Origin of the sequence: Jeotgalibaca sp. A127 (assembly GCF_052266745.1) — a bacterium.
Classification (GTDB): domain Bacteria; phylum Bacillota; class Bacilli; order Lactobacillales; family Aerococcaceae; genus Jeotgalibaca.
This window is the reverse complement of sequence record NZ_JBQPRC010000008.1, coordinates 61,724-85,891: the sequence shown is the minus strand read 5'-3', so window position 1 is coordinate 85,891 and position 24,168 is coordinate 61,724. Positions and strand designations below refer to the sequence as shown.

24 protein-coding genes are annotated in these 24,168 nt (G+C 44.6%); 7 read left to right on the top strand and 17 right to left on the bottom strand.

The features are described 5' to 3' along the window. Positions 1-40 precede the first annotated feature (40 nt). Both ACTVAI_RS09010 and ACTVAI_RS09005 read right to left on the bottom strand, forming a co-directional pair. Positions 41-1,351: an alpha-amylase family glycosyl hydrolase gene (locus ACTVAI_RS09010; RefSeq protein ID WP_443486472.1), complete on the bottom strand. Its 1,311-nt coding sequence runs from the start codon at positions 1,349-1,351 to the stop codon at positions 41-43. Positions 1,352-1,366: 15 nt separating this feature from the next. Beyond that, on the bottom strand, positions 1,367-3,073 hold the full coding sequence (locus ACTVAI_RS09005; protein ID WP_443486471.1) for a glycoside hydrolase family 13 protein: 1,707 nt from the start codon (positions 3,071-3,073) through the stop codon (positions 1,367-1,369). 150 nt (positions 3,074-3,223) lie between these two features. Between ACTVAI_RS09005 and proC the strand changes: the two genes are divergently transcribed. Continuing rightward, complete coding sequence (gene proC / locus ACTVAI_RS09000) at positions 3,224-4,033, top strand: pyrroline-5-carboxylate reductase (protein WP_443486470.1); 810 nt, start codon at positions 3,224-3,226, stop codon at positions 4,031-4,033. A 252-nt stretch (positions 4,034-4,285) separates the two neighbouring features. Here proC and ACTVAI_RS08995 read toward each other — a convergent pair whose 3' ends face one another. Beyond that, complete coding sequence (locus ACTVAI_RS08995) at positions 4,286-5,233, bottom strand: LacI family DNA-binding transcriptional regulator (RefSeq protein ID WP_443473374.1); 948 nt, start codon at positions 5,231-5,233, stop codon at positions 4,286-4,288. 71 nt (positions 5,234-5,304) lie between these two features. Then, positions 5,305-5,739, bottom strand: coding sequence for a Fur family transcriptional regulator (locus tag ACTVAI_RS08990; RefSeq protein ID WP_443473373.1), 435 nt, complete (start codon positions 5,737-5,739; stop codon positions 5,305-5,307). Positions 5,740-5,920: 181 nt separating this feature from the next. On the opposite strand from ACTVAI_RS08990, the gene ACTVAI_RS08985 reads away from it, so the two are divergent. Continuing rightward, on the top strand, positions 5,921-7,003 hold the full coding sequence (locus ACTVAI_RS08985) for an FUSC family protein (RefSeq protein ID WP_443473372.1): 1,083 nt from the start codon (positions 5,921-5,923) through the stop codon (positions 7,001-7,003). A gap of 41 nt (positions 7,004-7,044) precedes the next feature. Here ACTVAI_RS08985 and ACTVAI_RS08980 read toward each other — a convergent pair whose 3' ends face one another. The 3 genes from ACTVAI_RS08980 to ACTVAI_RS08970 form a co-directional block, all read right to left on the bottom strand. Further along, positions 7,045-7,863: a Cof-type HAD-IIB family hydrolase gene (locus ACTVAI_RS08980; RefSeq protein ID WP_443486469.1), complete on the bottom strand. Its 819-nt coding sequence runs from the start codon at positions 7,861-7,863 to the stop codon at positions 7,045-7,047. A 41-nt stretch (positions 7,864-7,904) separates the two neighbouring features. Beyond that, positions 7,905-9,860 (bottom strand): type I pullulanase, encoded by a 1,956-nt coding sequence (pulA, locus tag ACTVAI_RS08975; protein WP_443486468.1) that lies wholly within the window; start codon positions 9,858-9,860, stop codon positions 7,905-7,907. Between the two features lie 231 nt (positions 9,861-10,091). Continuing rightward, positions 10,092-11,417: a hypothetical protein gene (locus tag ACTVAI_RS08970; RefSeq protein ID WP_443486467.1), complete on the bottom strand. Its 1,326-nt coding sequence runs from the start codon at positions 11,415-11,417 to the stop codon at positions 10,092-10,094. Positions 11,418-11,565: 148 nt separating this feature from the next. On the opposite strand from ACTVAI_RS08970, the gene ACTVAI_RS08965 reads away from it, so the two are divergent. Then, a complete protein-coding gene (locus ACTVAI_RS08965) occupies positions 11,566-12,420 on the top strand; it encodes a nuclease-related domain-containing protein (protein ID WP_443473368.1) in 855 nt (284 codons plus the stop codon). A 262-nt stretch (positions 12,421-12,682) separates the two neighbouring features. Here the strand turns inward: ACTVAI_RS08965 and ntdP are convergent, their stop codons facing one another. The 5 genes from ntdP to ACTVAI_RS08940 all read right to left on the bottom strand — a co-directional run bounded on the left by ntdP (position 12,683) and on the right by ACTVAI_RS08940 (position 17,002). Beyond that, positions 12,683-13,228 carry a nucleoside tri-diphosphate phosphatase gene (ntdP, locus tag ACTVAI_RS08960; RefSeq protein WP_443473394.1) on the bottom strand — a complete coding sequence of 182 codons (546 nt, stop codon included), beginning with the start codon at positions 13,226-13,228 and terminating at the stop codon, positions 12,683-12,685. A gap of 113 nt (positions 13,229-13,341) precedes the next feature. Then, entirely contained in the window at positions 13,342-14,409 is a 1,068-nt protein-coding gene (mutY, locus tag ACTVAI_RS08955) for an A/G-specific adenine glycosylase (RefSeq protein ID WP_443473367.1), read from the bottom strand. After that, complete coding sequence (gene recX / locus ACTVAI_RS08950; RefSeq protein ID WP_443486466.1) at positions 14,399-15,202, bottom strand: recombination regulator RecX; 804 nt, start codon at positions 15,200-15,202, stop codon at positions 14,399-14,401. Before recX ends, mutY begins: the two co-directional genes overlap by 11 nt. Before the next feature lie 71 nt (positions 15,203-15,273). Continuing rightward, complete coding sequence (locus tag ACTVAI_RS08945) at positions 15,274-16,035, bottom strand: general stress protein (protein ID WP_443486465.1); 762 nt, start codon at positions 16,033-16,035, stop codon at positions 15,274-15,276. Between the two features lie 76 nt (positions 16,036-16,111). Beyond that, the gene (locus tag ACTVAI_RS08940; protein WP_443486464.1) at positions 16,112-17,002 is read right to left on the bottom strand and encodes a competence protein ComK; all 891 of its coding nucleotides are present in this window, start codon (positions 17,000-17,002) and stop codon (positions 16,112-16,114) included. Positions 17,003-17,244: 242 nt separating this feature from the next. Between ACTVAI_RS08940 and ACTVAI_RS08935 the strand changes: the two genes are divergently transcribed. From ACTVAI_RS08935 to ACTVAI_RS08920, 4 genes are all read left to right on the top strand, one after another. Then, entirely contained in the window at positions 17,245-17,751 is a 507-nt protein-coding gene (locus ACTVAI_RS08935; RefSeq protein WP_443486463.1) for a sigma-70 family RNA polymerase sigma factor, read from the top strand. 69 nt (positions 17,752-17,820) lie between these two features. Further along, positions 17,821-18,021, top strand: coding sequence for a DUF1659 domain-containing protein (locus ACTVAI_RS08930; RefSeq protein WP_443473362.1), 201 nt, complete (start codon positions 17,821-17,823; stop codon positions 18,019-18,021). 25 nt (positions 18,022-18,046) lie between these two features. Further along, positions 18,047-18,268, top strand: coding sequence for a DUF2922 domain-containing protein (locus ACTVAI_RS08925; protein WP_443486462.1), 222 nt, complete (start codon positions 18,047-18,049; stop codon positions 18,266-18,268). Positions 18,269-18,318: 50 nt separating this feature from the next. Next, on the top strand, positions 18,319-18,969 hold the full coding sequence (locus ACTVAI_RS08920; protein WP_443486461.1) for a LysM peptidoglycan-binding domain-containing protein: 651 nt from the start codon (positions 18,319-18,321) through the stop codon (positions 18,967-18,969). 114 nt (positions 18,970-19,083) lie between these two features. On the opposite strand, the gene ACTVAI_RS08915 is transcribed toward ACTVAI_RS08920, so the two are convergent. From ACTVAI_RS08915 to ACTVAI_RS08895, 5 genes are all read right to left on the bottom strand, one after another. Continuing rightward, positions 19,084-19,335, bottom strand: a complete 252-nt coding sequence (locus ACTVAI_RS08915; RefSeq protein WP_443473359.1) for a hypothetical protein — start codon at positions 19,333-19,335, stop codon at positions 19,084-19,086. A gap of 49 nt (positions 19,336-19,384) precedes the next feature. Beyond that, positions 19,385-19,999: an RloB family protein gene (locus ACTVAI_RS08910; RefSeq protein WP_443473358.1), complete on the bottom strand. Its 615-nt coding sequence runs from the start codon at positions 19,997-19,999 to the stop codon at positions 19,385-19,387. Next, positions 19,983-21,179, bottom strand: coding sequence for an AAA family ATPase (locus ACTVAI_RS08905; RefSeq protein ID WP_443486460.1), 1,197 nt, complete (start codon positions 21,177-21,179; stop codon positions 19,983-19,985). The genes ACTVAI_RS08910 and ACTVAI_RS08905 overlap by 17 nt, the downstream gene beginning before the upstream one ends. Before the next feature lie 66 nt (positions 21,180-21,245). Further along, a complete protein-coding gene (locus tag ACTVAI_RS08900; protein WP_443486459.1) occupies positions 21,246-23,042 on the bottom strand; it encodes a glycoside hydrolase family 13 protein in 1,797 nt (598 codons plus the stop codon). Positions 23,043-23,258: 216 nt separating this feature from the next. After that, positions 23,259-24,122: a nuclease-related domain-containing protein gene (locus ACTVAI_RS08895; protein ID WP_443486458.1), complete on the bottom strand. Its 864-nt coding sequence runs from the start codon at positions 24,120-24,122 to the stop codon at positions 23,259-23,261. Positions 24,123-24,168: the final 46 nt, after the last annotated feature.

Below are 24,168 nucleotides of genomic sequence, written 5' to 3'. Positions count from 1 at the left end.
AAGCGTTTCCTATTTGTTATCGGTAACAATATTTCAATAGTTAACGAATAGGAGGTTTTGGATGATAGTGCGTAAAGATAATTGGTTCGCCCTTTGCCGCAATCATGCCATTTTCTACGACTACCAATTCTGAATCCACTTGGTTGCGATACTCGCCATCTGGAGCATCAACTGGAACATCGTGGCGCTTGCCATCCAAGCTGAAAATGCCATGTAGCGTGCGACCCTCGTAATCGTAAGCACCATTGACTACATCCACGCCCTCTTCGGCCTCCAAATGATAAGCCCCTTCACGTACCGCAGCATCAGCCTTTAGATTCCCCAAACGTTGCATCAACAGCGACAATTCCATGTCTGCCCTTTCCCAGGCAATGGGATCGACATCGAACAAATCAGGCAAGTGGGCAATTCCCTTTTCCTGACCGGCAAAAATCAATGTTGTTCCTTTTTGGAAAAAGGAAAATGCCGTCCAGTTGCGCACAGCCCGTGGATCTTTCACACGTGCTCTAAATCTTGGATGGTCATGGTTTTCCAGGAAGCGGAGCTTTACATAGTTTTTCGGATAAATACCATCCTGGAACATCAAGATACGCAAATAAGTTTTCAATGATATTTCTTTATTTAAGTATGCAGTGAAAAAATCCTCCACATCATAGTCATAAGTAATGTCAAATGCTTCGTATATTTCACTATCCGATAAACCAATATTTCCGCGGTCCCGGTGTGAACGTAAAAAATGGGTATGAACCGATTCGGCTAGCCAAATGGTATCCGGATTAACTTCTGCCACTTCTTTGCGTGCCCGTATCCAAAATTCTTTCGGAACCAAACTGGCAACATCACAACGATAGCCGTCAACGATTTCCGACCACATCTTCAATGTTTCGATTTGGTAATCCCATAATTCAGGATGCGAATAATCCAGGTCGACAATGTCATACCATTCGCCTACTTTGTTCCCCATCTTGCCGTTGGGGCGACGGTAGAACCATTCAGGATGTTCGTTCACCAAAACGGAATCCGGCGAGGTATGATTGTAAACCACATCAATAATACATTTCATGCCTTGTGCGTGGATGGCATCGACCAGTAATTTGAAGTCAGCCATTGTGCCATATTCCGGATTGATGGCCCGGAAATCCTTGATTGCATAGGGACTACCGGCCAGTCCCTTTCGCATCACTTCCCCGATTGGGTGAATGGGCATCAACCAGATAATGTCGGTTCCAAAGGACTTGATCCGGGGTAAATCAGGAATGATGGCGTTAAACGTTCCTTCTTTGGTATGATTGCGGACATAAATGCTATACATGACTTGGTTGCGTAAAGCTATGTCTGTATCGTGTGCCATAAAATCCTCCTTTTATTATTCATAATCAGTGAGTAGTACCACTGCTGCATAAGGGCCTAAACGAACGGTGTTGCCCCCTTTTATCAGACGAACCCCTTCATTTGACAAGATGGGACGCCGATAGCCATTTTCCGGAACAGGTGGTAAATCGTAAAATTGCATCTCTTCGGTGACATTACAGATAATTGTTGCGGCTTTATTACTATACTCGCGCTCATAGGCGTAAATGTTGGCATCGGTTGGCAACAAACGGTAATCACCTATGCAGAATAATTCCGTCCGTTTTAAATCCAGGATTTTTTTGTAATGAATCAAAATGCTCTCTGAATCCATCATCTGGTCTTTGACGTTATATTTTTTCTCTACATTGACGCCACTCCACGGTTCCACGGTCGAAAAACCGGCATAGTCGCCATCATGCCACTGCATGCCGCCCCGTGCTGAGTCCTTGGAAGTTTCGCGGATATTGTGAATCGCCCACTCCCTCGTATAACCAAGCTCCAGCGCTTTTTCATAAAATCCTTGCGCTTCCGGGGATTTGAAATCTTCGATAGCGTCAATATATAAGTTCTTCATGCCTATTTCTTCACCATTGTAAATAACGGGAATGCCTTTTTGTAAATACATCAAGGTTGCCAACATTTTTGCAGAGTTGTCGCGGTAGATATGGTCGTTTCCGATCCGGGAAACAGTCCGGGCCATGTCGTGATTACTCCAGTAAAGCGTCGGTCCACCAACATCAGCCATGGCGCGTTGCCACTCATCCATATTTGCTTCGAACTCTGGATAAAGGAGTTTGGTTGCCTGCATGTTGCCGTTGAGGCGTTTGTCCTTTGCTTCTTCATCCATCGTGAAATAGCGGAAGGTGATGACCGAGTTACAGCCGCCTTGATCGATGTCGCAGTAAGAACGTGCCAACTCAACATTTGCCGAAGCTGCTTCACCCAGCATATAAATATCCGGGAAGTGTTCGCGCAGACTGGTAGTAAAAATCCGCATGTACTGATTCACTTTCGGTAAGTTAGAGTAATACTGTTCGGCCAAGTCGATTTGGCCTTCCGGTAAATCGAGATCCGGAAAACCTTCTTCTTTCACGATGTGGATAAAGGCATCCAGCCGGAAACCGTCGATTCCTTTATCAAGCCAAAACAGGGCAACGTCTTCAAGAGCACGGCGGACATTCGGGTTCTCCCAGTTTAAATCGGGCATCTCTTTGGCGAACAAGTGGAAATAGTATTGGTCATCTTCTAGTGGACCTTTTTCCCAGACGGAAGTATTGAAAAAACCTTCCCAGTTGTTGGGCGCTTTCGCTCCGTTCTTCTTGCCGTCACGCCAAATATAATAATTGCGGTATTCATTATCCGGGCTCTTGATTGCTTCCTGGAACCAAGGATGTTGGTCGGATGTGTGATTGAGAATCAGGTCAAAAATAATTTTGATGCCCCGGATATGAGCTTCATGAATCAGTTCTTCCACGTCCTGCATCGTGCCAAACTGCGGATCGATTTCCATATAATTGGAAACATCGTAGCCGTTGTCCACTTTTGGTGAAGCAAAAATGGGATTGATCCAAATCATGTTGACGCCCAGACTTTGGATATAATCCAAACGACGCGTGATTCCGGGAATGTCACCGATGCCGTCATGGTTGGTATCCTGGAAACTCATTGGGTACACTTGGTATAAAATCGTTTTATGCCACCATGGTATGTTTTGTTCCATGTTGTTGCCTCCTTTTAAAATTCCTCTTATTCCTAGTTTCGCTGAAAACGATTACGAAAGCAACTTGTTACCGTTATCAAAATACGAATTTTGATGAAGGGGATGTTCTTGTTATAATAGAAAGAAAATAGATGAACGGACGGTGCGGAAATGAATAAAAAAATAGGTTTCATTGGCATGGGAAATATGGGCCAAGCAATTTTAAAAGGCATGTTGAACGCCGGGTTTGCTGAGCCGAGTGACGTGATTGCTTCACGGCGAAACGAGAAAGTATTGGAGGGTTTGCGTGCGAAATGGGGAATTTTGACGACCACCGATAACGTTACGGTGGCGAAAGCTGCCGATATTTTATTTTTAACGATAAAACCCCACTTGTATGATGCGATTATTAAAGAAGTGCGCGACTCGGTCCGTCCTGACGCAGTGATAGTGGCGGTTGCCGCCGGAGTAACGCTTGAAGACGTGATGGAGTCATTTGGTGCGCCTGTAAAAATTGCGCGGGCGATGCCGAATACACCAGCTGCGGTCGGGGAAGCGATGATTGGCTTGTGTTTCGGTGAGGGTGTAGCCCGGGAAGAACAGGAAGAATTGGTGGCATTGTTCAGTAGTTTGGGAAAAGTTGAGGTTGTTGAAGAACGGTTGTTTGACGCAGTAATCGGCGTCAGTGGTTCCTCACCTGCAATGTTGTACATGGTCATTGAGGCGATGGCCGATGCAGTGGTGCGTGCCGGTATGCCCCGGGCGCAGGCTTATAACTTTGCAGCGCAAGCAATGTTGGGAACGGCCAAAATGGTGCTGGAATCCGGTCGCCATCCGGGAGAACTGAAGGATGCTGTTTGCTCACCCGGTGGCACGACGATTGAAATGGTCGTTAAGGCCGAAGAAACCGGCTTGCGGAGTGCGGTGATGCAGTCAGTTGAAGCAGCCATTGCTAAATCGGTGGAGATGAATGGGAAATAAGTGATATTATGGTTGGTGGTGCGGCGTTCACTGGGACATTTCGTCCAGAACGCCGCACTTTTTACTATTTGTGCGGCGTTGGTGGTCTAGTTTTATGAGGAACGCCGCATTTTGGGCTGAAATGCGGCGATGCGGTTCAATTTTATTTAGGAACGCCGCATTTAGCACAAAAATGCGGCGTTAAGAATTTTTTTCGACGCCAACGCCGCACCTCAACAAATTACCCTAACAAAAAAACACGCTCGCGCGTGTTTATTTTGTACTTTCTCTAATAATCAATTGGGTATCAAACTCGATACTTTCCACTTCCTCATCCGGAAACTGTATCTTGCGCAACACAATTTGCGCACACAATTCTCCCATTTGGCGGACATCTTGTTTGATGGTGGTAAGTTTCGGTAACGCGATTTGATCCAGCAAAACCCCATCGAAACCGATAACCCCGTAGTCAGTCGGAACGGATTTCCCTGTTTGATGGATGCCATTTTCAACACCTAAAGCCAATCGGTCCGATCCACAAACGAAGCACGTATTTTCTGGATAGCGATGCAAGTTTTCGCGGAAGTATTCCATCGGCGGCGTTGAGTGGTTATCAAACCGCAATATCTCCGTCTCCATTCCTGCAGCTTTCATCGTTTCCAAATAACCTTTTTCGCGGGAGCGCTCGAACAAATCCGCCACATCAATCCCGACGAACGTGATTTTTTCATATCCGCGCGAAATGGCAAATTCGGTCGCCTTCGCAGTTCCACCGACATTATTTGAATCGACGTAAGTCACGCCATAGTCATTTTCACCGAAAAGGACTACCGGCTTCGGAATCTCTTTAATCCACGTATAGTCCTTCTCGCGCATCCCCATAATGATGTAACCGTCACACTCGGTTTTATTTGTACTGTCCTGGGTAATCAATTGCAGAGCATAGTGGTTTTTGTCCAACTCACTCGCAATCCCGATCAACAAGTTCATGAAATAGGGGTCGGTTGTGTCCAACTCCTCCAATATCATGACCTTCACAATCAACGTCCGGTTTTGTGCCAAGGCTTTCGCGGCTTTATTCGGCCGATAGTCCAGTTCTACCATCGCTTTATGAACCAAATTGCGTAATTCTTCCGTTACTTGCTCAGGATGATTGATTACCCGGGATACAGTCATTTTTGAAACATTTGCCAGCTTGGCAACATCATTTAAAGTTGGCATTCATTTCCCCCTTCAAACACAATAATTACTACCATTATACAATAAAATAGCCTTTTCCATATTAGAAAAGGCTATTTTTTTTGAGCAAGACAATCAGCACAGATACCATACACTTCCATGCGGTGATGCGTCACTTCAAACCCAATCAAATCATGGGTTACTTCCTCTAAATCGTCCAGAATCGGGTAATATAAATCCACCACTGCCCCACACTTTTCACAGATTGCGTGGTAATGCTGGGTATTTGTAAAATCAAACCGGCTTGCGCCGTCCCCATACGTTAGCTCTTTAACAAAACCAACCTTGGTAAACAAATGCAAGTTATTATAGACCGTTGCGGCACTCATACTGGGAAAACGCACCGACAAAGCTTGGTAAATCTCATCGGCGGTTGGATGGTTATCTGTTTCAACCATAAACTCGAGAATCGCTTCCCTTTGCGGCGTAATGCGGACATTTTCATGCCTTAATTTATTTATCGAATCACTTACCATTGGATGTGTCATTTTTTTCTACCCTCTTTCCATCAGGAAGGCCATTTTTACTATCCTTTATTATAACAAATTCCCCCATAATTTTCACTCTATATACTTCAGACGTTGCCTTTAAACACTGGGTCATTTACAATTGTAGTGAATGTAAGATATAATGACCAAATTAAATAAAGAATTTCGGAGCTGAACCCATATGAAATTAGGTGCGCGTGCGTTTAAAACCGGACTTGCTGTTACCTTATCTATAATACTTGCCCAACTGATTGCAACTGATGCGGGTGTCATCGCAGGAATTTCTGCAGTACCCTCCACTCAACCTTCTGTCGCAAAATCTTACCAGACTATGCGCAACCGACTCGTCGCCAACGCAATCGGTGGATTTTTGGCAGCACTTATCAGTACCACCATTGGTACCAACGTTATTATCATCGGTCTGGCAACCGTCTTGTTGATTGCCATCCTGAATTATTTAAAATTAGGTGACGTGATCAGCTTGGCTGCCATTACCATGATTGTTATCATGCTGAACGAAAGTGGCTCCCTTTACAGCGTCGCAGCGATTCGGGTAGCCGAGACCTTCATCGGCGTCATCATCGCCTTTTTGGTCAATACTTTCATCCATCCACCTAAATACGGTGAGAAATTATACCATATCATCGACTATGCAACGAGCGAATTCCTCGTGTGGATTCGGTCTAGCTTGCGCAAAAACACTAACTTTTCCATCATGGACAAGGATTTGAAATGGGCACGTGCCCAGCTTACACGAATGGATTATTTCTTTGAACTCTTGCAAGAAAGCCGCCTTCCTTTCACACGTTACAAACTTGATGAAAGAAAACAACTCGTTATTTACCGGCGCATGATTAAAACTACCCGCGCTGCATACAACGTCCTTTCGGTGATGCACGAATACGAAAATAGTTTCTTTAACTTTCCCCAGTCCATGCGGGTCACAATCCGCGAACGGATGGAGACCTTAATGACCGGACACGAACAAATCATGCTGAAATTCAGCGGCCGGGTTGCCCCGGAACAAGTCCAGTTCTTTGAAGCAAATAAAGAAGAGCGGAAACTCCTGCTCGACAACTTTTTCAAACATGCACAAGAACAAAGTAACGTTACTGATTTTGTCCATCAAAAAGGTTACAGTGGTATCCACTTGATGAGTGCAATACTGGAATATGAAGATGAACTGATCAGGTTCAACAAAGCCGTCACCAACTTTCGACAGAGCAACAAACACTACCAAATATCACAAATTGATGATTTTTAAGTATAGAAAAACCGGGAGAAAAGTTCTCCCGGTTTTTAATTTTATTTCAACACAAACTTCTCAATCGCATGGGCAACACCATCATTTTCGTTGGATAGAGTCAGTTCCTTGGCGACACTTTTCAGGTAGTCGGTTCCGTTTTCCATCACCACTCCCAAACCAGCTGCCTTAATCATGTGATAGTCATTATTGCCGTCACCGATCGCCATGACTTCTTCGCGTTCAAAGCCCAGGTCTTGCGCCAATTTCGTCAACGCCGTTCCCTTATTAATACCTTTAGCCGCAATTTCCAATAAGTACGTTTGACTCCGTGTTACCGAAAAATCATCCCGGAATTCACTCGGAACTGCTGCTTCAACTTCATCAATCTCAGCGGTTTCCCCAAAAAATAAGACCTTGACGAATTCCCCTTCTAACCCACCAATAGTCGTTGTATCAACAGCCATTCTGACGGTTTCGCCCTCACTAATCAATGCAGGTCTCATAGCCTTTTGATTTTTTTCAGGCACAATCAAATAGAACTTTTCCTCATTCATGACCAGGAAATCAGCCGAAAAATCTTTTCCGAAATCATACAACTTCTCAACAGCGTTTTTTTCAAACGGCCAAACTTCGATAATTTCCTCTGTGTCCGTTCGGGTAATCACCGCACCATTTTGGGAAATCACGAAATCATCTTCCGCAAACATCCCTAATTCTTCTAAATAAGGCCTGATTCCGGAAATAGGACGTCCCGTGCATAGGACAATTTTTACACCTTGATCCATCGCAGCATGAATGGTCTTTTTAACTTTTTCAGTCATGATTTTCTTTTCATTAACAAGTGTTCCGTCAATATCAATCGCTACTAATTTTATCACCGCGACACCCCATTTATTCTTTTAATACTATTGTACCAAAGTTATTTCTTTTTATGGAGTACAGTGGTCGAAAAGCCTTCAACCTTGATTTCATCCGTATCAAACCACATCCGTGGGTTATCCAAAGTCACGGTACAATCATGGACCAACAATTCAAAGTTTCCCTCTTCAATACTGAAGTAACGGGGGTCTCCATTTCCGTTAAAGATAATATAGTAAAAATCGGTTTCGTTTTCTAATTGCCAGACAATCTGGTAGTAATCCGCCTGCAAAACTTCCATATGCTTGGCGATATCCAACGTATCCTGCATCCGGAATAATGGTTCGGACTTACGCAAGCGAATCAATTCTTTCATATACGTCACTTCTTTTTGCTTCGCATCGCGGCGTTCCCAATCAATCATGTTGATTTCGTCCGGTAGATTATAGGTATTTTCTTCTCCTTGCTTTGTGCGCAAGAACTCCTGCCCGGAATGGATGAATGGAATCCCTTGTGCCAACATCGCCAATGTCGACGCCAACAAATGACGGCGCGTACGTGTCCGCTCATCGTCATGGGCCATGTTTATCGCTAATTTATCGAACAATGTATGATTATCGTGCGCTTCAACATATTGGACAATTTGATCTGGTTGTTGATAACCTGCGATATCCTGCGGGTAGTACAATCCACCTTGCTGATTGATCGCAATCCACTGTTCCATAAATGGCTTTCCGGAAATAAAACCGGGGTCAAAACCGCCACCCATGTCCGCACCTTTGATTGCAGTCCGCATTGCATCGTTAAAATGTGCAATGCCAGGCATTTGGCGCGCATTGATACTGGATGCGCGTTTATTTTCCGGCAAATTCGTGTTTAAATTCCAACCCTCACCCAACACGATAATGGAAGGGTCTATCTCATCCAACGTATCGCGAACAGCATTCATCGTATCAACATCATGGATGCCCATCAAATCAAAACGGAACCCGTCGATATGGTATTCCTGCGCCCAATACTTCACACTGTCCAAAATATATTTTTTCATCATTGCGTGTTCCGAAGCGGTGTCATTGCCCACACCTGTTCCGTTCGACATACTGCCATCTTCATTGCGGCGGAAATAATAACCCGGGGCCACCCTTTCAAATGGATGTGTATCAGGATCATACACATGGTTATAAACCACGTCCATAATCACGCGAATGCCGGCATTATGCAAACCTTGCACCATTTGTTTCATTTCCCGAATACGGGTTTTTGGATCACGTGGATCGGTCGCGTAGGAACCTTCCGGCACATTGTAGTTTTGGGGATCATACCCCCAGTTATATTTCTCTTCGGGATTTTCTTCATTCACAGTCTGGAAATCGTACATCGGCATTAACTGCAGATGCGTAATCCCGAGCTCTTTCAAATAGTCCAGCCCAGTAGGCAGTCCGTTAGGTGACTTGGTTCCTTTTTCCACCACACCCAAAAATTTCCCACGATTCTTTGCCCCGCTTGATTCCGACATGGTAAAGTCCCGAACGCTTGCTTCATAAATAACGGCATCCGTTGTAGCTGTGAAAGGCGGCATTCTTTCACTCCAATTTTCCGGATTCGTTGTCAGTAAATCAACGACCACCGAACGTTCCCCATTACTTGTAGTGGCGATTGCATAAGGATCGACTGTTTCAGTATATTTTCCATCTGGATAATAAACACCAAAGTTATAGGCCACATTATCCAAGTTACGGTTGATATCAATTTCATAAGTTCCTGGTGCAACTTGATTCATCGCAATGTGTTCTGCTCCATCCCCGTATAAGGTATGAAATAAAATAAGTTCTATTTTGGAGGCAGCAGGCGCCCATACACGAAAAATCGTCATATCCGGCGAAAAAATAAATCCGAGTTTTTCATCGGTTGCATAAGTTAAATCAAATTCAGGGGTGACATTTAACAAACCAGTTTTTTCATCATAAGGATGGTTCTTCATCATCTGGTCCGTGAATACTATGTTCTTCATTTCCATACTACTCATTCCTTTTTCTATTGAAACTGACAGGTTACGACAAATGTTTGTGACATAGCAGTTTTTTAAGAAGTGCTATTTTAACGGAAACCGTCATTATTTTCAACCTAATTATACTAAAAAAGCGTTTCCATTGATACTCAAAGGGGTTATTCTCACGTATTTATAACATTCTTATAAACTTTCGCTTATTAAAAAAGCACCCCCGTATATGCGGGGTGCTTGGTGGTGTTATTCGGATTCTAGTTCGCTTGATTCCACAGGTGCATGTGGAATTTGGCTTGATGATTCTTCTATTTCCGGTTCCGGTTCTGGCTCCGGTTTTGGTTCTGGCTTAGGTTCTGGCTTAGGCTCCGGTTTTGGTTCTGGTTTTGGCGTTGTCGGCTGAACCGAACTCGAAGACTCTTCAGCAGGCGGTGTTGGTTTTACAACCGGCTTAGTTGGAGTACTTGGTTTTACAGCTGGAGTTGTGGGTTTTTGTACCGGTGGCACATAAGTTTCCTCTACCGATTCCTCAATCCATTCCTCAACTTCTGTTTCTGATTCATACCATTCGTCTTCCAATTCGACTGATTCGGATTCTTCTATTATTTCTTCAGAGGATTCCACTTCTATAATTTCTTCCGAAGACTCTTCTTCTTCAGAGTAAACTTCAATGACAATATCTACTTCTGCTGGTTTACCATCCAGTACATATGCAGTTGTTGTAGCTATCTCTAAAGTTTTCAAGTTTTGAGCGAACATATTTTTCAATAATTCCGACGTTTCAGGTTTAAAAGTACCTTCTTCGTTATACAGACTTGAAATTTCCAATGCGTTAGCTGTTAAGTGCTCCATCACTTGGTCATGAATGTTATAAACAGGGATTTCGTACCCTTCGCTCTCGCTGACAAGTGCATCGATTTCAACCTGGTGCCAAGAAATTTCTTCTTCACTCTCAGGATCCACTTGGCGCGGTGCCGGTGTAACCAGGATAATTAAAGTTTCTGGTAATTCTTCTTTCATCGCGTCATAAGCAGCTAAAACTTCTGAAAGATTATCTGTCTCTACCGCTTCACCATCTGCGGTCCAGTTTACTTCCTGAACAGGCATCGGTGTATGGAAGAATACCACGTCCGGTTTAAGTTCAATTAATTCTTCAACGCGGTCCCCAATAGATTCAGACTCCAGCGTGCTGACAAAGTTCGTTTGCATTTCAGTAAACGCCCGCTCAGTCGCTAACTGAGTCATGTTATCAACAGCCCATTGTGCCTTGTCTTCAATCTCGCCGTAGAAAGCCACATTTGTATCGCCTTTTGCATATTTCACGTACTGCAAGAAATCTGCAACAGTATTACTTTCACGTTTTTTATCAAACGCAGACAAAAACTTCGCGCGTTTTTCTTCTTCTTTTTTCTTTTGTCGCGCCTCGAAAGACTCTGTTTGATTCACTTCAACATAGTCACTTTTATTTACGAGGTCAGCTTGAATGTTTTGACGATAGCGGAAACCCACAAAAATAACCGCAACCGTAATAATTCCCAGAATTACAACGATAAATGCATCTCTTTTCTTCAATCCATCTCGCTCCTAATTATATAAATATTTTACAATTTAAATACCCTTTTAATAGTAATACAAATGGTGCCATTTTGCACGGATATTTTTTTACAAAAAAAAAGCTTTTTGACATTTTTTGCTTATATATATGTAAGGAGGAATATATATGAGAAAAAAGCCACATAATTTACAGGTGATGGAAATTCTCCATCCCCGCATGCCATTTACTAAAGAACAGGAACGGAATTATTTGGATCAACAGAATGGATACGAAGGTGAAGTAGCTGCGGATGATTTATTCGACTCGCGTCTGGACAATTGCATCATCCTTAATAACCTGTGTCTGCAAGGCAACCGTTTCTGCCAAATCGACAAATTGATTATCGCCCCCGCGCAAATCTATTTATGTGAAATCAAGAACTACGGCGGGACCTTTGTCTACCAAAATGGAAATTTCTACAACCATCAGATGCAGCCACGCGACAATCCCTTTCTGCAACTGGAACGGACTGAGCAACAACTGCGCTCGTTTACCCAAGGCTTTGATTTTCAAATTCAATCACGGATTTTGACGGTTAATCCTATGTTTCAATTACACGGTTCCACAATGGAAATGCCTCTCATCCAGTTTGGTCAGCTCGACCGGTTTGTTTCGTATATCGCGAAGGACCACCAACGTTTGACGAGCGCACACTACGAACTCGCCCGCTATTTGCACGAATCTCACCAAACAATAAATCGTTACGAACAGTTGATGGCGTTTGATTTCGGTAAATTGGAGCGGGGCGTGTTTTGCAGAATCTGTGAAAATAAAATGAAACTCGCTACTTCCAAAAAATTCTACTGCTCAATTTGCAAATCAACTAAGACAAAACAGCAAGCCGTCAGAGATGCCGTCCAGGAATTACAAATTTTATTTGGTTCCGATAAGATTAAGCCGCATTTAGTCCAGAATTGGACTGGGAATCAGATTCATAGAAGAAACATTCAGCGAGAAATGCGGCGATTAGAAAATGTATAATCGCGTATCGCCGCACTAACAGCCCAAAGTGCGGCGTTGAGGAGTTTCGAATCTCAGGAACACCGCTTTTTTCACCAAAATGCGGCGTTAAGAAATTTTTTTTGTGCTCAAAGCCGCACTTGAGGCGAAAATGCGGCGATGGGTCCTTTACTTTCTTCTAATCGCCGCACCAAGCACCAAGCACCCCATCGCTCACACCTTATACGCAAGCAAAAAAACAACCACCCGTTCATCCAGGTGGTTGTTTTTATTTTCGCATCCATCACTTGTTATGTTTCTGATGCGACAGCTGACGATATCTTTCATACCACAATTCTACGTACTCTTTGGAAAACGGACCTTTTTCTTCGTTGATCCAACTCACCAAAATTTTCACGTTTTCTTTCAGGATATGGTCGATTTCTTTTGGATATTGCATACGAGCCCGATGTAACTCATACTCATCCACATCCAATAAACGCTTTTCACCATCAGGAAAAACCTTGATATCCAGGTCATAGTCGATATACTTTAATGCTTCATCATCGATCACATACGGCGACGCAAGATTGCAGTAATATGAAATGCCTTTTTGACGAATCATTGTCACAATGTTGAACCAGTAATGCTTATGATAATAAAGCAGCGCCGGTTCGCGCGTTACCCAACGACGGCCATCAGCTTCCGTCACAAGGGTATGATCATTGCATCCAATGATGGATTGATCACTGGTTTTTAATACCATGGTGTCACGCCAGGTACGATGTAGGCTGCCGTCATGCTTATAACTCTTGATAGTGATGAACTCTCCTTCTTTCGGATGATGCATCACGGTGCCCAACTTTCTATATCTATGTGGGTCAAAAGGTGGGTCCTTCTAACCAAATTACAATACACAAATAATTATATCATAATATCAAATCTTGTGGCATAGTTTCCCATCTAATAAAATAATTTTCGTTCGTGTTTTTTCACAATCTCCCACATCTTCTGTTGCGGAACCGCGAACGCGTAGTCGCTGAAATCCTCCTCCAACACCCACTTCATATTCTCCGCCAGCTCACTCCCCGGAACCTCGTCCACCATATGCACCTTGACATTCCACTTCCGGTGACTGAAGACATGGGAAAATGTCCCGATTGCCTCTGTATCCGGGCCATTTTCAACTAGCGGAAACGTCCAGAAATCCCCCAGCAGTCCCCCACTAGGTCGCTTCTCCATCAAAAAAGCATTCCCGCGGCGCACGACAATACCATGCAAATCCAACACAACCGGCTTTTTCGCTTTCGATTTAAAGGGATATAAATGCATCGTTCCGTTTTTATAAGCCGCATTAAATTCCCGAATCGGGCTCTCTTCCGGTCGCGGATTTGCCGGCCCACAAATATCGGACCCCAAATCCATGATAGCCTGATTAAAATCCCCCGGGCGGTACGGGTCGATCACAATCCTCACCAACAATTCAAATAATTTCCGCGTGGCCGGTTTGGCAATATCGTCCCCGATTTCAAACAAGCGACTGAACACGCGCATCACATTGCCATCCACTGCCGGCTCCGGCAAGCCAAACGCCATCGAGGAAATCGCGCCACACGTATACGGGCCAATCCCCTTCAGCTTAATAATCTCGGCCGGATCAGTCGGAAATACCCCGTCATAGTCCGCCATGATTTGCTTCGCCGCCACTTGCATATTCCGAACCCGCGAATAATAGCCGAGCCCTTCCCAAGCCTTCAACAATACTTCCTCGTCCGCTTCCGCCAAATCCTTAATCGACGGGAACAACGCCACAAACCGATTGAAATACGGAATCACCGTATTCACCTGTGTTTGTTGCAACATGATCTCCGATACCCAAATCCGGTACGGATCCTGGTTCAACCGCCATGGCAAATGGTCACGCCCTTTCGCGTCATACCAATCCAATAACGCCTTCCTGAACGCCACAATCTTCTCTTCGGGCCACATTTCGACCCCATATTTTTCCAACAATAATTCTCTATTCGTCATCAATACCCTTTTCCTCTATATACATATTTATTAGTTCACCCGGAAAACCTTTTTGATACAAACTCGCGCGAACTTTCTGCGCCAATTCCCGGCCTTTCGCTTTACGCGCATACCGCGTCCAAGCTTTGTCACCCTGCACCCGCAACGCATCCAGCTCATCCGCTTCCGACTTTTCCGTATCCAACTCTTCAAAAACTTGCTGGATGATTTCCTTATCAAAACCTTTTTGTTGCAAATAAAGCCGCGTCTTCTGGCCACCTTCGCGCGAGGACACCCGGCTTTGCTTACGTAGCGTCTTTTCCGCCAAAGCCTGTGCATTTTCCAGCTGCACCTCTTCCGGGTATTGATCCAACGCCGTCAAAATCGTCGGTTCATCCAAGCCCTTCAACTTCAATTCCTGCGCAATCACACGTGGCCCTTTGCGGTTTATCGTCATCGCCGTGCGCGTATAACTTTCCCCATAAATCACATCATCAATATATTTCTGGTCACGCAACCGTTGCAACGTCGGCTCGATATAAATCTCGGGAATTTCCTGTTCCCGCAGTTTCGTCCGAACTTCCTTCTCACTCCGCAAACCGTACGACAAATAATCCACCGCAGTGGTATAGGCCATGTAGGCACTGTTTTCGCGTTCGATTTCTTCCATTCGCTCCGGTGTCAGTTGCATCCCTTTATTCAAACCTAATTTTATTAAAACGGCCTCCGAAACCGGAAACGCATATTCGCCATCAACGAAGATATTGAAGCGATCCTTCCGCTTTTTCTGGACCGTTATTTTCGTAATTTCCATTTACCGACTCTCCTCGCTTAAATGATTATATCAAAAAAGGAAATCCGTTTCCGGATTTCCGCCTCGCTTTACTATTCCTTTGTTTCTGTCTCGCCGCCAAATGGATCGGTTGATACTTTGTCTTCATCGGGGAAGACGATCTCGTCATGCTGTAACTCATCCAAAGCCACATCTTCGTCGCCTTCCGTTGCATCACCTGGTTCTGATTCAACGACAATTTCTTCACCCGTGATTTCATCTTTTTCAGCTGGGTGTTCACTTTCAGTTATTTCAGTATCTTTTGGAATTTCATCTTTCATTGGATTTACTCCTTCCGATTCTTTCGTAATTGAATGTCGTGGCATATCCCCATTAACTTCTTCGTATTCTGTCCAGTCAGGTCGCGCTGCTAATTTCGCTTCATCATTTGTTTCATCTTTTGCTTCTTCATTCGCTTTGATAATGCCATCGCGCACCATGAACTCCGCATGTTTATCTGTTTTCGCAGGAGGAGCTGTATCTACCAGCAATAGGAATTCACCATTTTCGAGGTCTTCTTCAAAGCGTTCGTACGTTTCCTCATCGATGCCGTATTTTTCAAAAAGATCCTCTTCATCTTCCGGTTCTTCATCGTCATCCAAATCGACTGTGAAAAAGCCAACAATTTTATCCCATAAAGATTCACCACGCGTGACGACTACATCCACACCTGTTTTTTCGGTCAAACCAGCATCGAGATCATTGCGCGTAACCACCAATAGTTGATTTGTCTCGTAACCACCCGCTTTTAATTCCTCGATTGCTTCTAATAAGTGGCCGTACTCTCTAAAAGAACCTTCAATCCTTCTATTCATCTCAGTCATCCCTCCTAAGTGTTATCGTTACCTTTATTCTATGTGAGGGATGCCAAATTAACAAATAATAACCTTTCTAAACAGAAAAGAGTTTATCCAGATCCTCAGCGTAAGGACAATCCTTCAAGAAGGGATTCTCTTTTTTCCAATCGTTGTAAGTCACACCCATCATCTTTTCCGCCAATACCAATTCATTTATGACGGGCCTCAAAGGTAGTTCGACCATTCCCTTATGCAAGACATTTTTATTGGCGCGACCGTCCCGTTGCACGATGGCCACATCAAATTGTGCCGCTGTATCCACCAAGCGTCGATGTTGAGCCGCATACATATGGATAGCAGGTTCCATCCGTTTCTTGAAACGTTTGACCCCAATATCCAAATCCAGAAAATGACGGTTAAAAAACTCCAAACGCGTCATATGCCCCTCTTTGGGATGTTCCCGGTATTCGAGCAAGTGACTCAAACTGACCCACGAAACATCTTTCTTGCTCGGGCCACCGATCGGCATGAATGCCACCTTACCCTGTACATAGGGACAATTATGCCCCGAATTCCCGTTCATATAAATCATCATTTGGCGCATATGTTTGTAAGACATGCCAGCATGTTTAAAAACCCGGTTCATAAAATCACGCGACCGCTCGGTAGTTTTGACCACGCACCCATCCTCATAAAATACCAAGGTTTCATTTTTACAACTAAAATCAAACTCACTGTGATTAATAACACAAATAATTTTCTCCACTTCGACAGGGGCATCACAGGCCGTCAACGCATTTTCAGCATATCCCTTCATGTCATCTCTCGAATGCAAATAAAAATTATTTCTATCATAATCATACAGACCATCCGACATTTTCTCGGTGAGCATAGGATTCGGACAGTAGTAAGGGCTTTCAAAACTATTGATAAATTCAAGCTTTTTATTCCCGAAATACTGATGAAAGTTAAAGTCAACTGCCATAAATCTTCCCCTTTCTTATTAATAACTATTATACCCTAATTATTTTGAGATATTCAACACAATGTTTTATATTTTTCAAAATACCGTAATTTTACGCCAAATTGGTTTTACTGGGGTTGAAAGTGCCGCGCCCGTTTCATATTTAGCGCTTTGTCACGCCACCGCTTGCCCGGTTATAGTTTACCCGAACCCAACTGAGGCCTCAGTAAGTTCACCACATTCAACCGGGAGGCAACACGAATATGGAAAAACTTACTGCACTACTGGAACAATACGAAGGAGTCATTTATAACGAACTGAAGAAAATGGGCATTTACAAAAAATTCCAGGATTTCGACGACTATTATCAACTCGGCTGTATCAAGCTATTCGATGCTTTCATAACGTGCGAGGTCGATGCCTTAAAAGAAGAACACCGTTATCAGTTTGTGAAATATGCCGGACAAAGGCTGCGTTGGGCTTTTCTCGACCAAAAACGGCGGGACCGCAACTTGCTTAATCATGAAGACCAAGAAGATGATTTCCAAATGTTACTCACCCAGCCTTTTGAAGAGAATGTCGCCTTTATGGATGTCTTCATGGCGCTTATGAATCAATTGACTCCGAAAGAAAAATTGTTTATCCAGGACCGTTTCATCGGTGGTTTGAACATGTCCGAAATCGCAACGAAGCGCGGTGTGTCGCGTAAAACCGTTCATATGTGGCGCAAAGGCATTCAGGAAAAAGCGCAATTTTTGAAAAATGGGTAACACTTTTGGGAGTCAATTCGTTGTTATAAGTGTAGCCGCTACAAAATATAAAACGCAGGAGGAATTGACATGAACAAGGAATGGCAAGAAGCAAGTGTAGAGTTATTTTTCAACGATTTCGAAAACGAAAAAGAGGTAAAACAGAATTTCAATAATCTGAAAGAAAATGTCGCCGCTGACACAATCAGCTCCTTTCAACAAGCAGTCGCAACTTTGATTACTTACCCTGCTACTTATGCAGTCGTGACTGAGAAACACCGCATCGGTTAATCACAAAAATTAGGAGGAATCACTCATGGAAAAAACATTAACCCTGGAATTGAAATTCAAAGCATCTGATGGTAAAAGTAAAAATCTGACATTGCGTAACCCGTCCGAAGGTTTGACCGCCGCAGAAATTCAACCAGCCATGGCAACAATCGTCGGTCTGGATGTCTTCTCAATTGAAGGCGTGAACCCATACAGCGCAGTTGATTCGGCACGCTATATCGAAAAAATCATTACAGAGATTTTATAAAACGTTTGGCCGGGATAATCTCCCGGCTATTTTCATAAGGAGGATTTCAAATGAATATTGAAAAACAACTGATTGGGATGGCCCAGACACCTTTGATTGAATCGCGCTACATCATTGCCCATGAATCGGGGAATCCCAATAATGTCTGGGCAAACAGTTTGGCCAACGAACTGAATTATATGAAACGAAACTGGGAAAATGCCTTCGTTTCCCATTGGGTTGGTGGCGGCGGCCGCATTGTTCAAATCGCCCGCACGGGATTGGTCCAATGGGGAGCCGGTCCGCGTGCGAATCCCTATAGTTACGCGCAAGTCGAGCTGGCCCGCACGAATGACCGCCCTACTTTCGAAAAAGATTATGCCGCTTTTATCTGGCTGCTCCGTCATTTGGCTGACGAAGCCGGCTTACCCAAATCGTTGAATGGTAGTGGCAAAGGCATCAAGACCCATCGTTGGGTGAGTGAAAACTTGGGTGGCACCAATCATGTCGATCCCGATGGTTACTTGAAAAGTTGGGGTGTCTCAATGGTGCAATTTAAAAAGGATCTGGAAAAGTCGCTCCACAAACTACACCTCGTCGTTCGTGGTGACACCTTGTGGAGTCTCAGTCGTCGCTATAATACCTCGGTTGCGGTCCTGAAATCCCTCAATGGATTGAAATCAGATAGGATTATCATCGGGCAAATACTGAAAGTCGGTTAATTAAACCATTTCAACTAAATTTCTCACCCCAGATGGTTTATAGACGCGTTCTATAAACCATTTTTCCAAAAAAAGACCACCCCAGGCACCACGCACCCAGAACAGTCCTCCCATTTAATAAATATTAATTCGATAATTCAAAAAACCAAACTCATTGGTCAAAAATTTCCGGAACTGGCGCTCTTGAATCAGGGGTGGGAACTCTTCTAATTCCTCGCAGAAGCCCAAACACGACATATAAAACTTAGTCGCATCGCGGTCGGTTTCGAAGACATACTCCTCAGCCAAATCCTCACTATTCAGGAAATGTAGCACCACCACATTTCCCTCCATAAATTCCATTCCCATAAATGCATTCACATACATATTTTTCACCTCATATATATATAAGCAAAAAATTGCAAAAACAATTTTTTTAAAACCGTAAATGTTTATTTAATTCTTCCACAAGATGAAAAACGGTCGTTGAGGGATTATCCTTGGCCGGGGAATTCGACCGCTCGCCGTATAATTGCCGCGCATTCGCAATCGCCGTCTCCTGTCGTGCCAGTAATTTTCCGTACATATTTGGCATGTTCTTCTTATAAGGTTTCTTCATCCGCCGCGACAACATCGCCCCATACTGGAACCGACTCACCGGCTTTTTGATCAACTCAAAATGCAGCAAATACCATAATTCAAAAGCCTCATTACTGTACGCCGCCCGAAAACCTTCATCATACCGTGCCTCAATATACGAGACGGCATTATTAAACGAAACCGCCGAAAACGAATCCTTGTCAAAGACAATCCAAATCTCATCAAATTCATGCTCGCGCCCTTCCAACAAGCCTTCCGCATAATGCACCAACGACAACGTATTACGCCCCGTCCCGCGAATCTCCACCCGGGCCGACAAAACAGGGAAACTCCGGAAATAATTCGGCTCCGTCTTCGTACCCTCGCACACAATCAAAAATGTCTTCTCTGGCAGCCGCGTCGCAACTTCCCTTTCGTACTGCCTTTTCTCGCGTCTACGCTTCTTCCCCATCGTTCACCCACCAATCTGCTGGTGGCAAAAACGGCACCGCGCCATATTTTCCATTCAAATAATTCTGGTAAAACTCAAAACTATTCTTCCGTTCCCGTTCATCAAACTTAAATTCAACCAACGAAACCAAGGCACTATTTCCTTCCTTTCGTTTTTCAACGAACCAAATCTGATCACGACGGAACAACTCACTCCGCAAATTCGAAATATCATGCGTCGAAAACACCAACTGCGCACCTTTGGTATTAAACTCCCCGCGGAACAATTCCAGCACATACCGCGTCATCAACGTATGAAAACTCTGGTCCATCTCATCGATCATCAACAAACTCCCATTTTCCAACGCCTCGATAATCGGACCGGCCAACGCCAACAATTTCACCGTCCCCGCCGACTCCACATCCTGGAAAACAAACCCTTCGCTATAAGGCTCAAACTCCCCATCCAGCCGCTTTCTTTCTTTGATGACAAAAAATTCATCACTGCTAGGACCGTCATCGTGAGGAACTTCCCGGATTTCAATATCGCGGATTGAGGGATCCGCCACTTGAATCAGCGTCAGCAAATTATGTTTGTACTTTTTCAAATGCAACTTCGCCATCGAAATCGAAAAACTCGCATCTAGCGACCGCATCAAAATCCGCATATCCTTAAACCATTTCATCATTTCTGGGTGATTTCCAATGCAGTCCGCCAACATCAATCGTTGTGGCAATATCTCATCTGCACACCACGGGCCTTCGATGCCGTCTTTCGTCCGGTGAAAAATAACTTCTGGGTCATTCCCATTTTTTTCCAAAAACAAATACTCTTCGGTAATTTCCGTCCGGTTCACAAAAAAGCCATACCGATACAGTTGCTCTTCAATCAAGAAACTCGTTTCCAGTAGCGTTTCTTGCTGTTCGGAAGCCGCATCCAGATGGAATGGCTTAATCTTTTGCAACCAGCGCTGCTCTTGGCCCTTTTTCACAAATAAACCTTCCCGGATCAAAGCCATCGCCCGCAACAAATTACTCTTGCCGCTTGCATTCGCACCGTATAAGGCACTCACTTTATTGACTGGAAAAATATCCGTTTCCAAAACCGTCCCAGGGTGTTCCGCAATCCGTGTCCCCATCAACGATAATGTTTCTTCATCCCGGAAAGAATAGAAATTTTCAACTACCAACTCGACCAGCATCAAAAAGCCCCCTCTCAAATCAAGTATAACAAAAAACGGCCAGGACCTAAATCCTGACCATCCTGTTTATTTACGCACCAAATGAATACTGAATCCGTTCGGCTCCAAAATGGACGTTTCATCCGTTTCAGTATTGCGTCGTCCAAAGACAACTTCTGTATTGGGATCTTTATCAATCGTGAAATCTTTCCAGCCTTGATTGAAATAACCGATCAAAGCTTCATCACCCATGTGACGTTTCACGCCGACGATTTTCTCTTCATCCAAAATCAGTTCCCATTTCAAAAAGCCATAAGACAGCAAAGGTTGGTAATCCTTGCGGAAGGCAATCAGTTCCTTCGTAAACTCATACATCACCCGGTCTTGTTGCTCCTCATCCCAAACCATGCAACGACGGTTTTGTGGATCGGCGCCGCCCATCATGCCGACTTCCGTTCCGTAATAAATACACGGCGTGCCGTGCATCATGAACATGAACGTCAACGTCGCTTTCACTAAATCAATGTCCCCATTTGCCATCGTCAAAATCCGCGGTACATCATGGGAATCCAGCATGTTGAACATCGTTTCCTGTGTTTGTTTCCGGTATTGCATCAATTGCTCATTCAAGACGTTCGCCATTTTCCGCGTCGGGATTTCTTTGCCAACAAAGTAGTCAATGATGTTCCCCACCAAGGAATAATTCATAACCCCGTGGAATTGCTCGCCGTCCAGCCAAGAGCGGGAAGACGTCCAAATTTCACCCAAAATATATAAATCAGGTTTGATGGACAAACAAGCCTCGTTAAACTTGCGCCAAAACGCATGGTCCACCTCGTTCGCCACGTCCAAACGCCAGCCGTCAATATCGAATTCCTTGATCCAGTAAGTCGCAATGTTCAACAAATACTCCTGCACTTCCGGATTATGGGTATTTATTTTCGGCATCATCGGCACATAGGCATACGTTTCATACGGCAAATCTTCCACATGTTCAATCGTCTCAGGCGGAAAATTACGGATTTCCTCTGCACTTGGCACGGGGAACTCCTTGATAAAGAACCAATCCTTATAGCGCGACTTTTCCTGATACTCAGCCACATCACGCCACTGCGTCGATTCCGCCCCGATATGGTTAAACACCGCATCCAACATCACGCGCATGCCGCGTCTGTGGGCTTCTTCCACAAACTCACGGAACAACGCCTTGTCCCCGAAATTCGGATCAATTTCATAGTAGTCGGTCGTATCATACTTATGGTTACTTGGTGCCCGGAAAATCGGCGTCAAATACAAGCCATTGATTCCCAAATCTTCCAAGTAGTCCAAGCCATCCATGATTCCCTGAATATCACCACCGTAGAAATCAGTCGTCGTCAATACATCACGACTGTCCCACTCCAATACATTCTCCGGGTCATTTTTCGGATCTCCATTCTTGAACCGTTCCGGGAAAATTTGGTACCACACCGTCTTTTTCACCCACTCCGGCGCCTTGAAGCGATCGCTCTCATGGAAATACGGCAGGCGGAAATACAAGCCCGAATTTTCCAATGATTCCGTGATGTACGGGTACACCCCGCGGTCATTGTAAATAACGTCCGAACCATCCGAACCATACACGTGGAACGCATATGCCATCCGCTTCACGTATTCATCTGTATCAATCATCCAATAGTCATGCAGGTCAGTTGAAGCAATCTTCTCCATCTCCAACTCTTCCTCATACCATTTGTTCAAATGTAAAATAAACGGGTCACCCTTGATGAAGCCGACCTTCGCCACATCATCCTTTTTTGTCCGCAGCCGAACGTGTACATGCCCCGGCGAATAAATATAGCAGTATTCACTCTCAGGACGATGATATAATGCTGCTGTTTCCATTTATATAAAACCCCCTCATAAACTCTCTCCCGTTAAGTCTATCAAATTGCCCGATTAGCACAAGTATTTTGTCTGAATTTGGGAGCGGTAACATTTAGTGCGACATAGAATCTTAATTTTCTTATTCTATGTCGCATTTTCCAGCTAAAGTCTGACATAGAAATGAAAATTTCCCATTCTACGTCACACTTTCTTACCAAACTACGACATAGAACGCTATTTTACCGTTTCTATGTCGCAAAACAATCTATGAATCGTCCTTTTATTAACCATCCCCCCGCAAAACCGATACAACCGGTCCACTTCCGGCACACACCCGGGAAATAATATGTCCAATTCCCGCTTCGTCCGCTTCAAAGCATCCCCTTTGGCCTCAACCATCCCACACTTCCCGCACACCACATACTTATGGCTCTTCTCCACCATCACGCGCCGACACCCGGCACATAGCATCCCCTTCCCAACCTCATTCCACGTATATGCCACCTTCAGCCGGTACGGATTCTCATCCGAGTGACACGCCACAATCCGCCGCGCCGCCCGTTCCTCCCACTCCGTCAGCACCCCCGACGCCCGCCTTACTCCGGCCAAATACTCCGGAATCTGCTGCGGCAATACAATTGGCATCTCCGCCTGCACCCCATAAAGCGTCATACCCGGATTCACAAACACCAGCCGCGATTCAACCGGCAACGTAATCCGCTCCCGCTCCAACATCCGGCCAAACAACCGCCCGGCCCGTTTCAACTGGTCCAGCGGATCATTCACCAACCCCTCGAACCCGCCAGCCCCGACCGTATGCCGCCCACTCCAATTCTTGACGTCCAGCAAATAAATCCCACCCGCACTCACCAACACCGTATCGATCTGGCACACCTGATTCCCGGCCAGCACAAAATCACCAATCCGCACCACACAATCATCCAAGCCGGCCAATTCAACATCCAGCCCCACTTCCCCACCAAATCCCGTCCGCATAAAACTCAGCTGGCGTTCCTGATCCGGCGCCAACCTCACCCTTCCCTCCAAACTTTCCAACACTTCCATCTCAACCGGCTTTTTCCGAGCTTTCAACAGCATATTTATCACCTCATGTATATATAAGCAAAAAAACCCGAAAACCATT

Excerpts from the sequence above, each read along its gene's own strand:
- ACTVAI_RS09010 (WP_443486472.1), bottom strand. The coding sequence starts at position 1,351 with ATGGCACACGATACAGACATAGCTTTACGCAACCAAGTCATGTATAGC.
- ACTVAI_RS09005 (WP_443486471.1), bottom strand. The coding sequence starts at position 3,073 with ATGGAACAAAACATACCATGGTGGCATAAAACGATTTTATACCAAGTG.
- proC (WP_443486470.1), top strand. The coding sequence starts at position 3,224 with ATGAATAAAAAAATAGGTTTCATTGGCATGGGAAATATGGGCCAAGCA.
- ACTVAI_RS08995 (WP_443473374.1), bottom strand. The coding sequence starts at position 5,233 with ATGCCAACTTTAAATGATGTTGCCAAGCTGGCAAATGTTTCAAAAATG.
- ACTVAI_RS08990 (WP_443473373.1), bottom strand. The coding sequence starts at position 5,739 with ATGACACATCCAATGGTAAGTGATTCGATAAATAAATTAAGGCATGAA.
- ACTVAI_RS08985 (WP_443473372.1), top strand. The coding sequence starts at position 5,921 with ATGAAATTAGGTGCGCGTGCGTTTAAAACCGGACTTGCTGTTACCTTA.
- pulA (WP_443486468.1), bottom strand. The coding sequence starts at position 9,860 with ATGGAAATGAAGAACATAGTATTCACGGACCAGATGATGAAGAACCAT.
- ACTVAI_RS08965 (WP_443473368.1), top strand. The coding sequence starts at position 11,566 with ATGAGAAAAAAGCCACATAATTTACAGGTGATGGAAATTCTCCATCCC.
- ntdP (WP_443473394.1), bottom strand. The coding sequence starts at position 13,228 with ATGCATCATCCGAAAGAAGGAGAGTTCATCACTATCAAGAGTTATAAG.
- mutY (WP_443473367.1), bottom strand. The coding sequence starts at position 14,409 with ATGACGAATAGAGAATTATTGTTGGAAAAATATGGGGTCGAAATGTGG.
- recX (WP_443486466.1), bottom strand. The coding sequence starts at position 15,202 with ATGGAAATTACGAAAATAACGGTCCAGAAAAAGCGGAAGGATCGCTTC.
- ACTVAI_RS08945 (WP_443486465.1), bottom strand. The coding sequence starts at position 16,035 with ATGAATAGAAGGATTGAAGGTTCTTTTAGAGAGTACGGCCACTTATTA.
- ACTVAI_RS08940 (WP_443486464.1), bottom strand. The coding sequence starts at position 17,002 with ATGGCAGTTGACTTTAACTTTCATCAGTATTTCGGGAATAAAAAGCTT.
- ACTVAI_RS08935 (WP_443486463.1), top strand. The coding sequence starts at position 17,245 with ATGGAAAAACTTACTGCACTACTGGAACAATACGAAGGAGTCATTTAT.
- ACTVAI_RS08930 (WP_443473362.1), top strand. The coding sequence starts at position 17,821 with ATGAACAAGGAATGGCAAGAAGCAAGTGTAGAGTTATTTTTCAACGAT.
- ACTVAI_RS08925 (WP_443486462.1), top strand. The coding sequence starts at position 18,047 with ATGGAAAAAACATTAACCCTGGAATTGAAATTCAAAGCATCTGATGGT.
- ACTVAI_RS08920 (WP_443486461.1), top strand. The coding sequence starts at position 18,319 with ATGAATATTGAAAAACAACTGATTGGGATGGCCCAGACACCTTTGATT.
- ACTVAI_RS08915 (WP_443473359.1), bottom strand. The coding sequence starts at position 19,335 with ATGTATGTGAATGCATTTATGGGAATGGAATTTATGGAGGGAAATGTG.
- ACTVAI_RS08910 (WP_443473358.1), bottom strand. The coding sequence starts at position 19,999 with ATGGGGAAGAAGCGTAGACGCGAGAAAAGGCAGTACGAAAGGGAAGTT.
- ACTVAI_RS08905 (WP_443486460.1), bottom strand. The coding sequence starts at position 21,179 with ATGCTGGTCGAGTTGGTAGTTGAAAATTTCTATTCTTTCCGGGATGAA.
- ACTVAI_RS08900 (WP_443486459.1), bottom strand. The coding sequence starts at position 23,042 with ATGGAAACAGCAGCATTATATCATCGTCCTGAGAGTGAATACTGCTAT.
- ACTVAI_RS08895 (WP_443486458.1), bottom strand. The coding sequence starts at position 24,122 with ATGCTGTTGAAAGCTCGGAAAAAGCCGGTTGAGATGGAAGTGTTGGAA.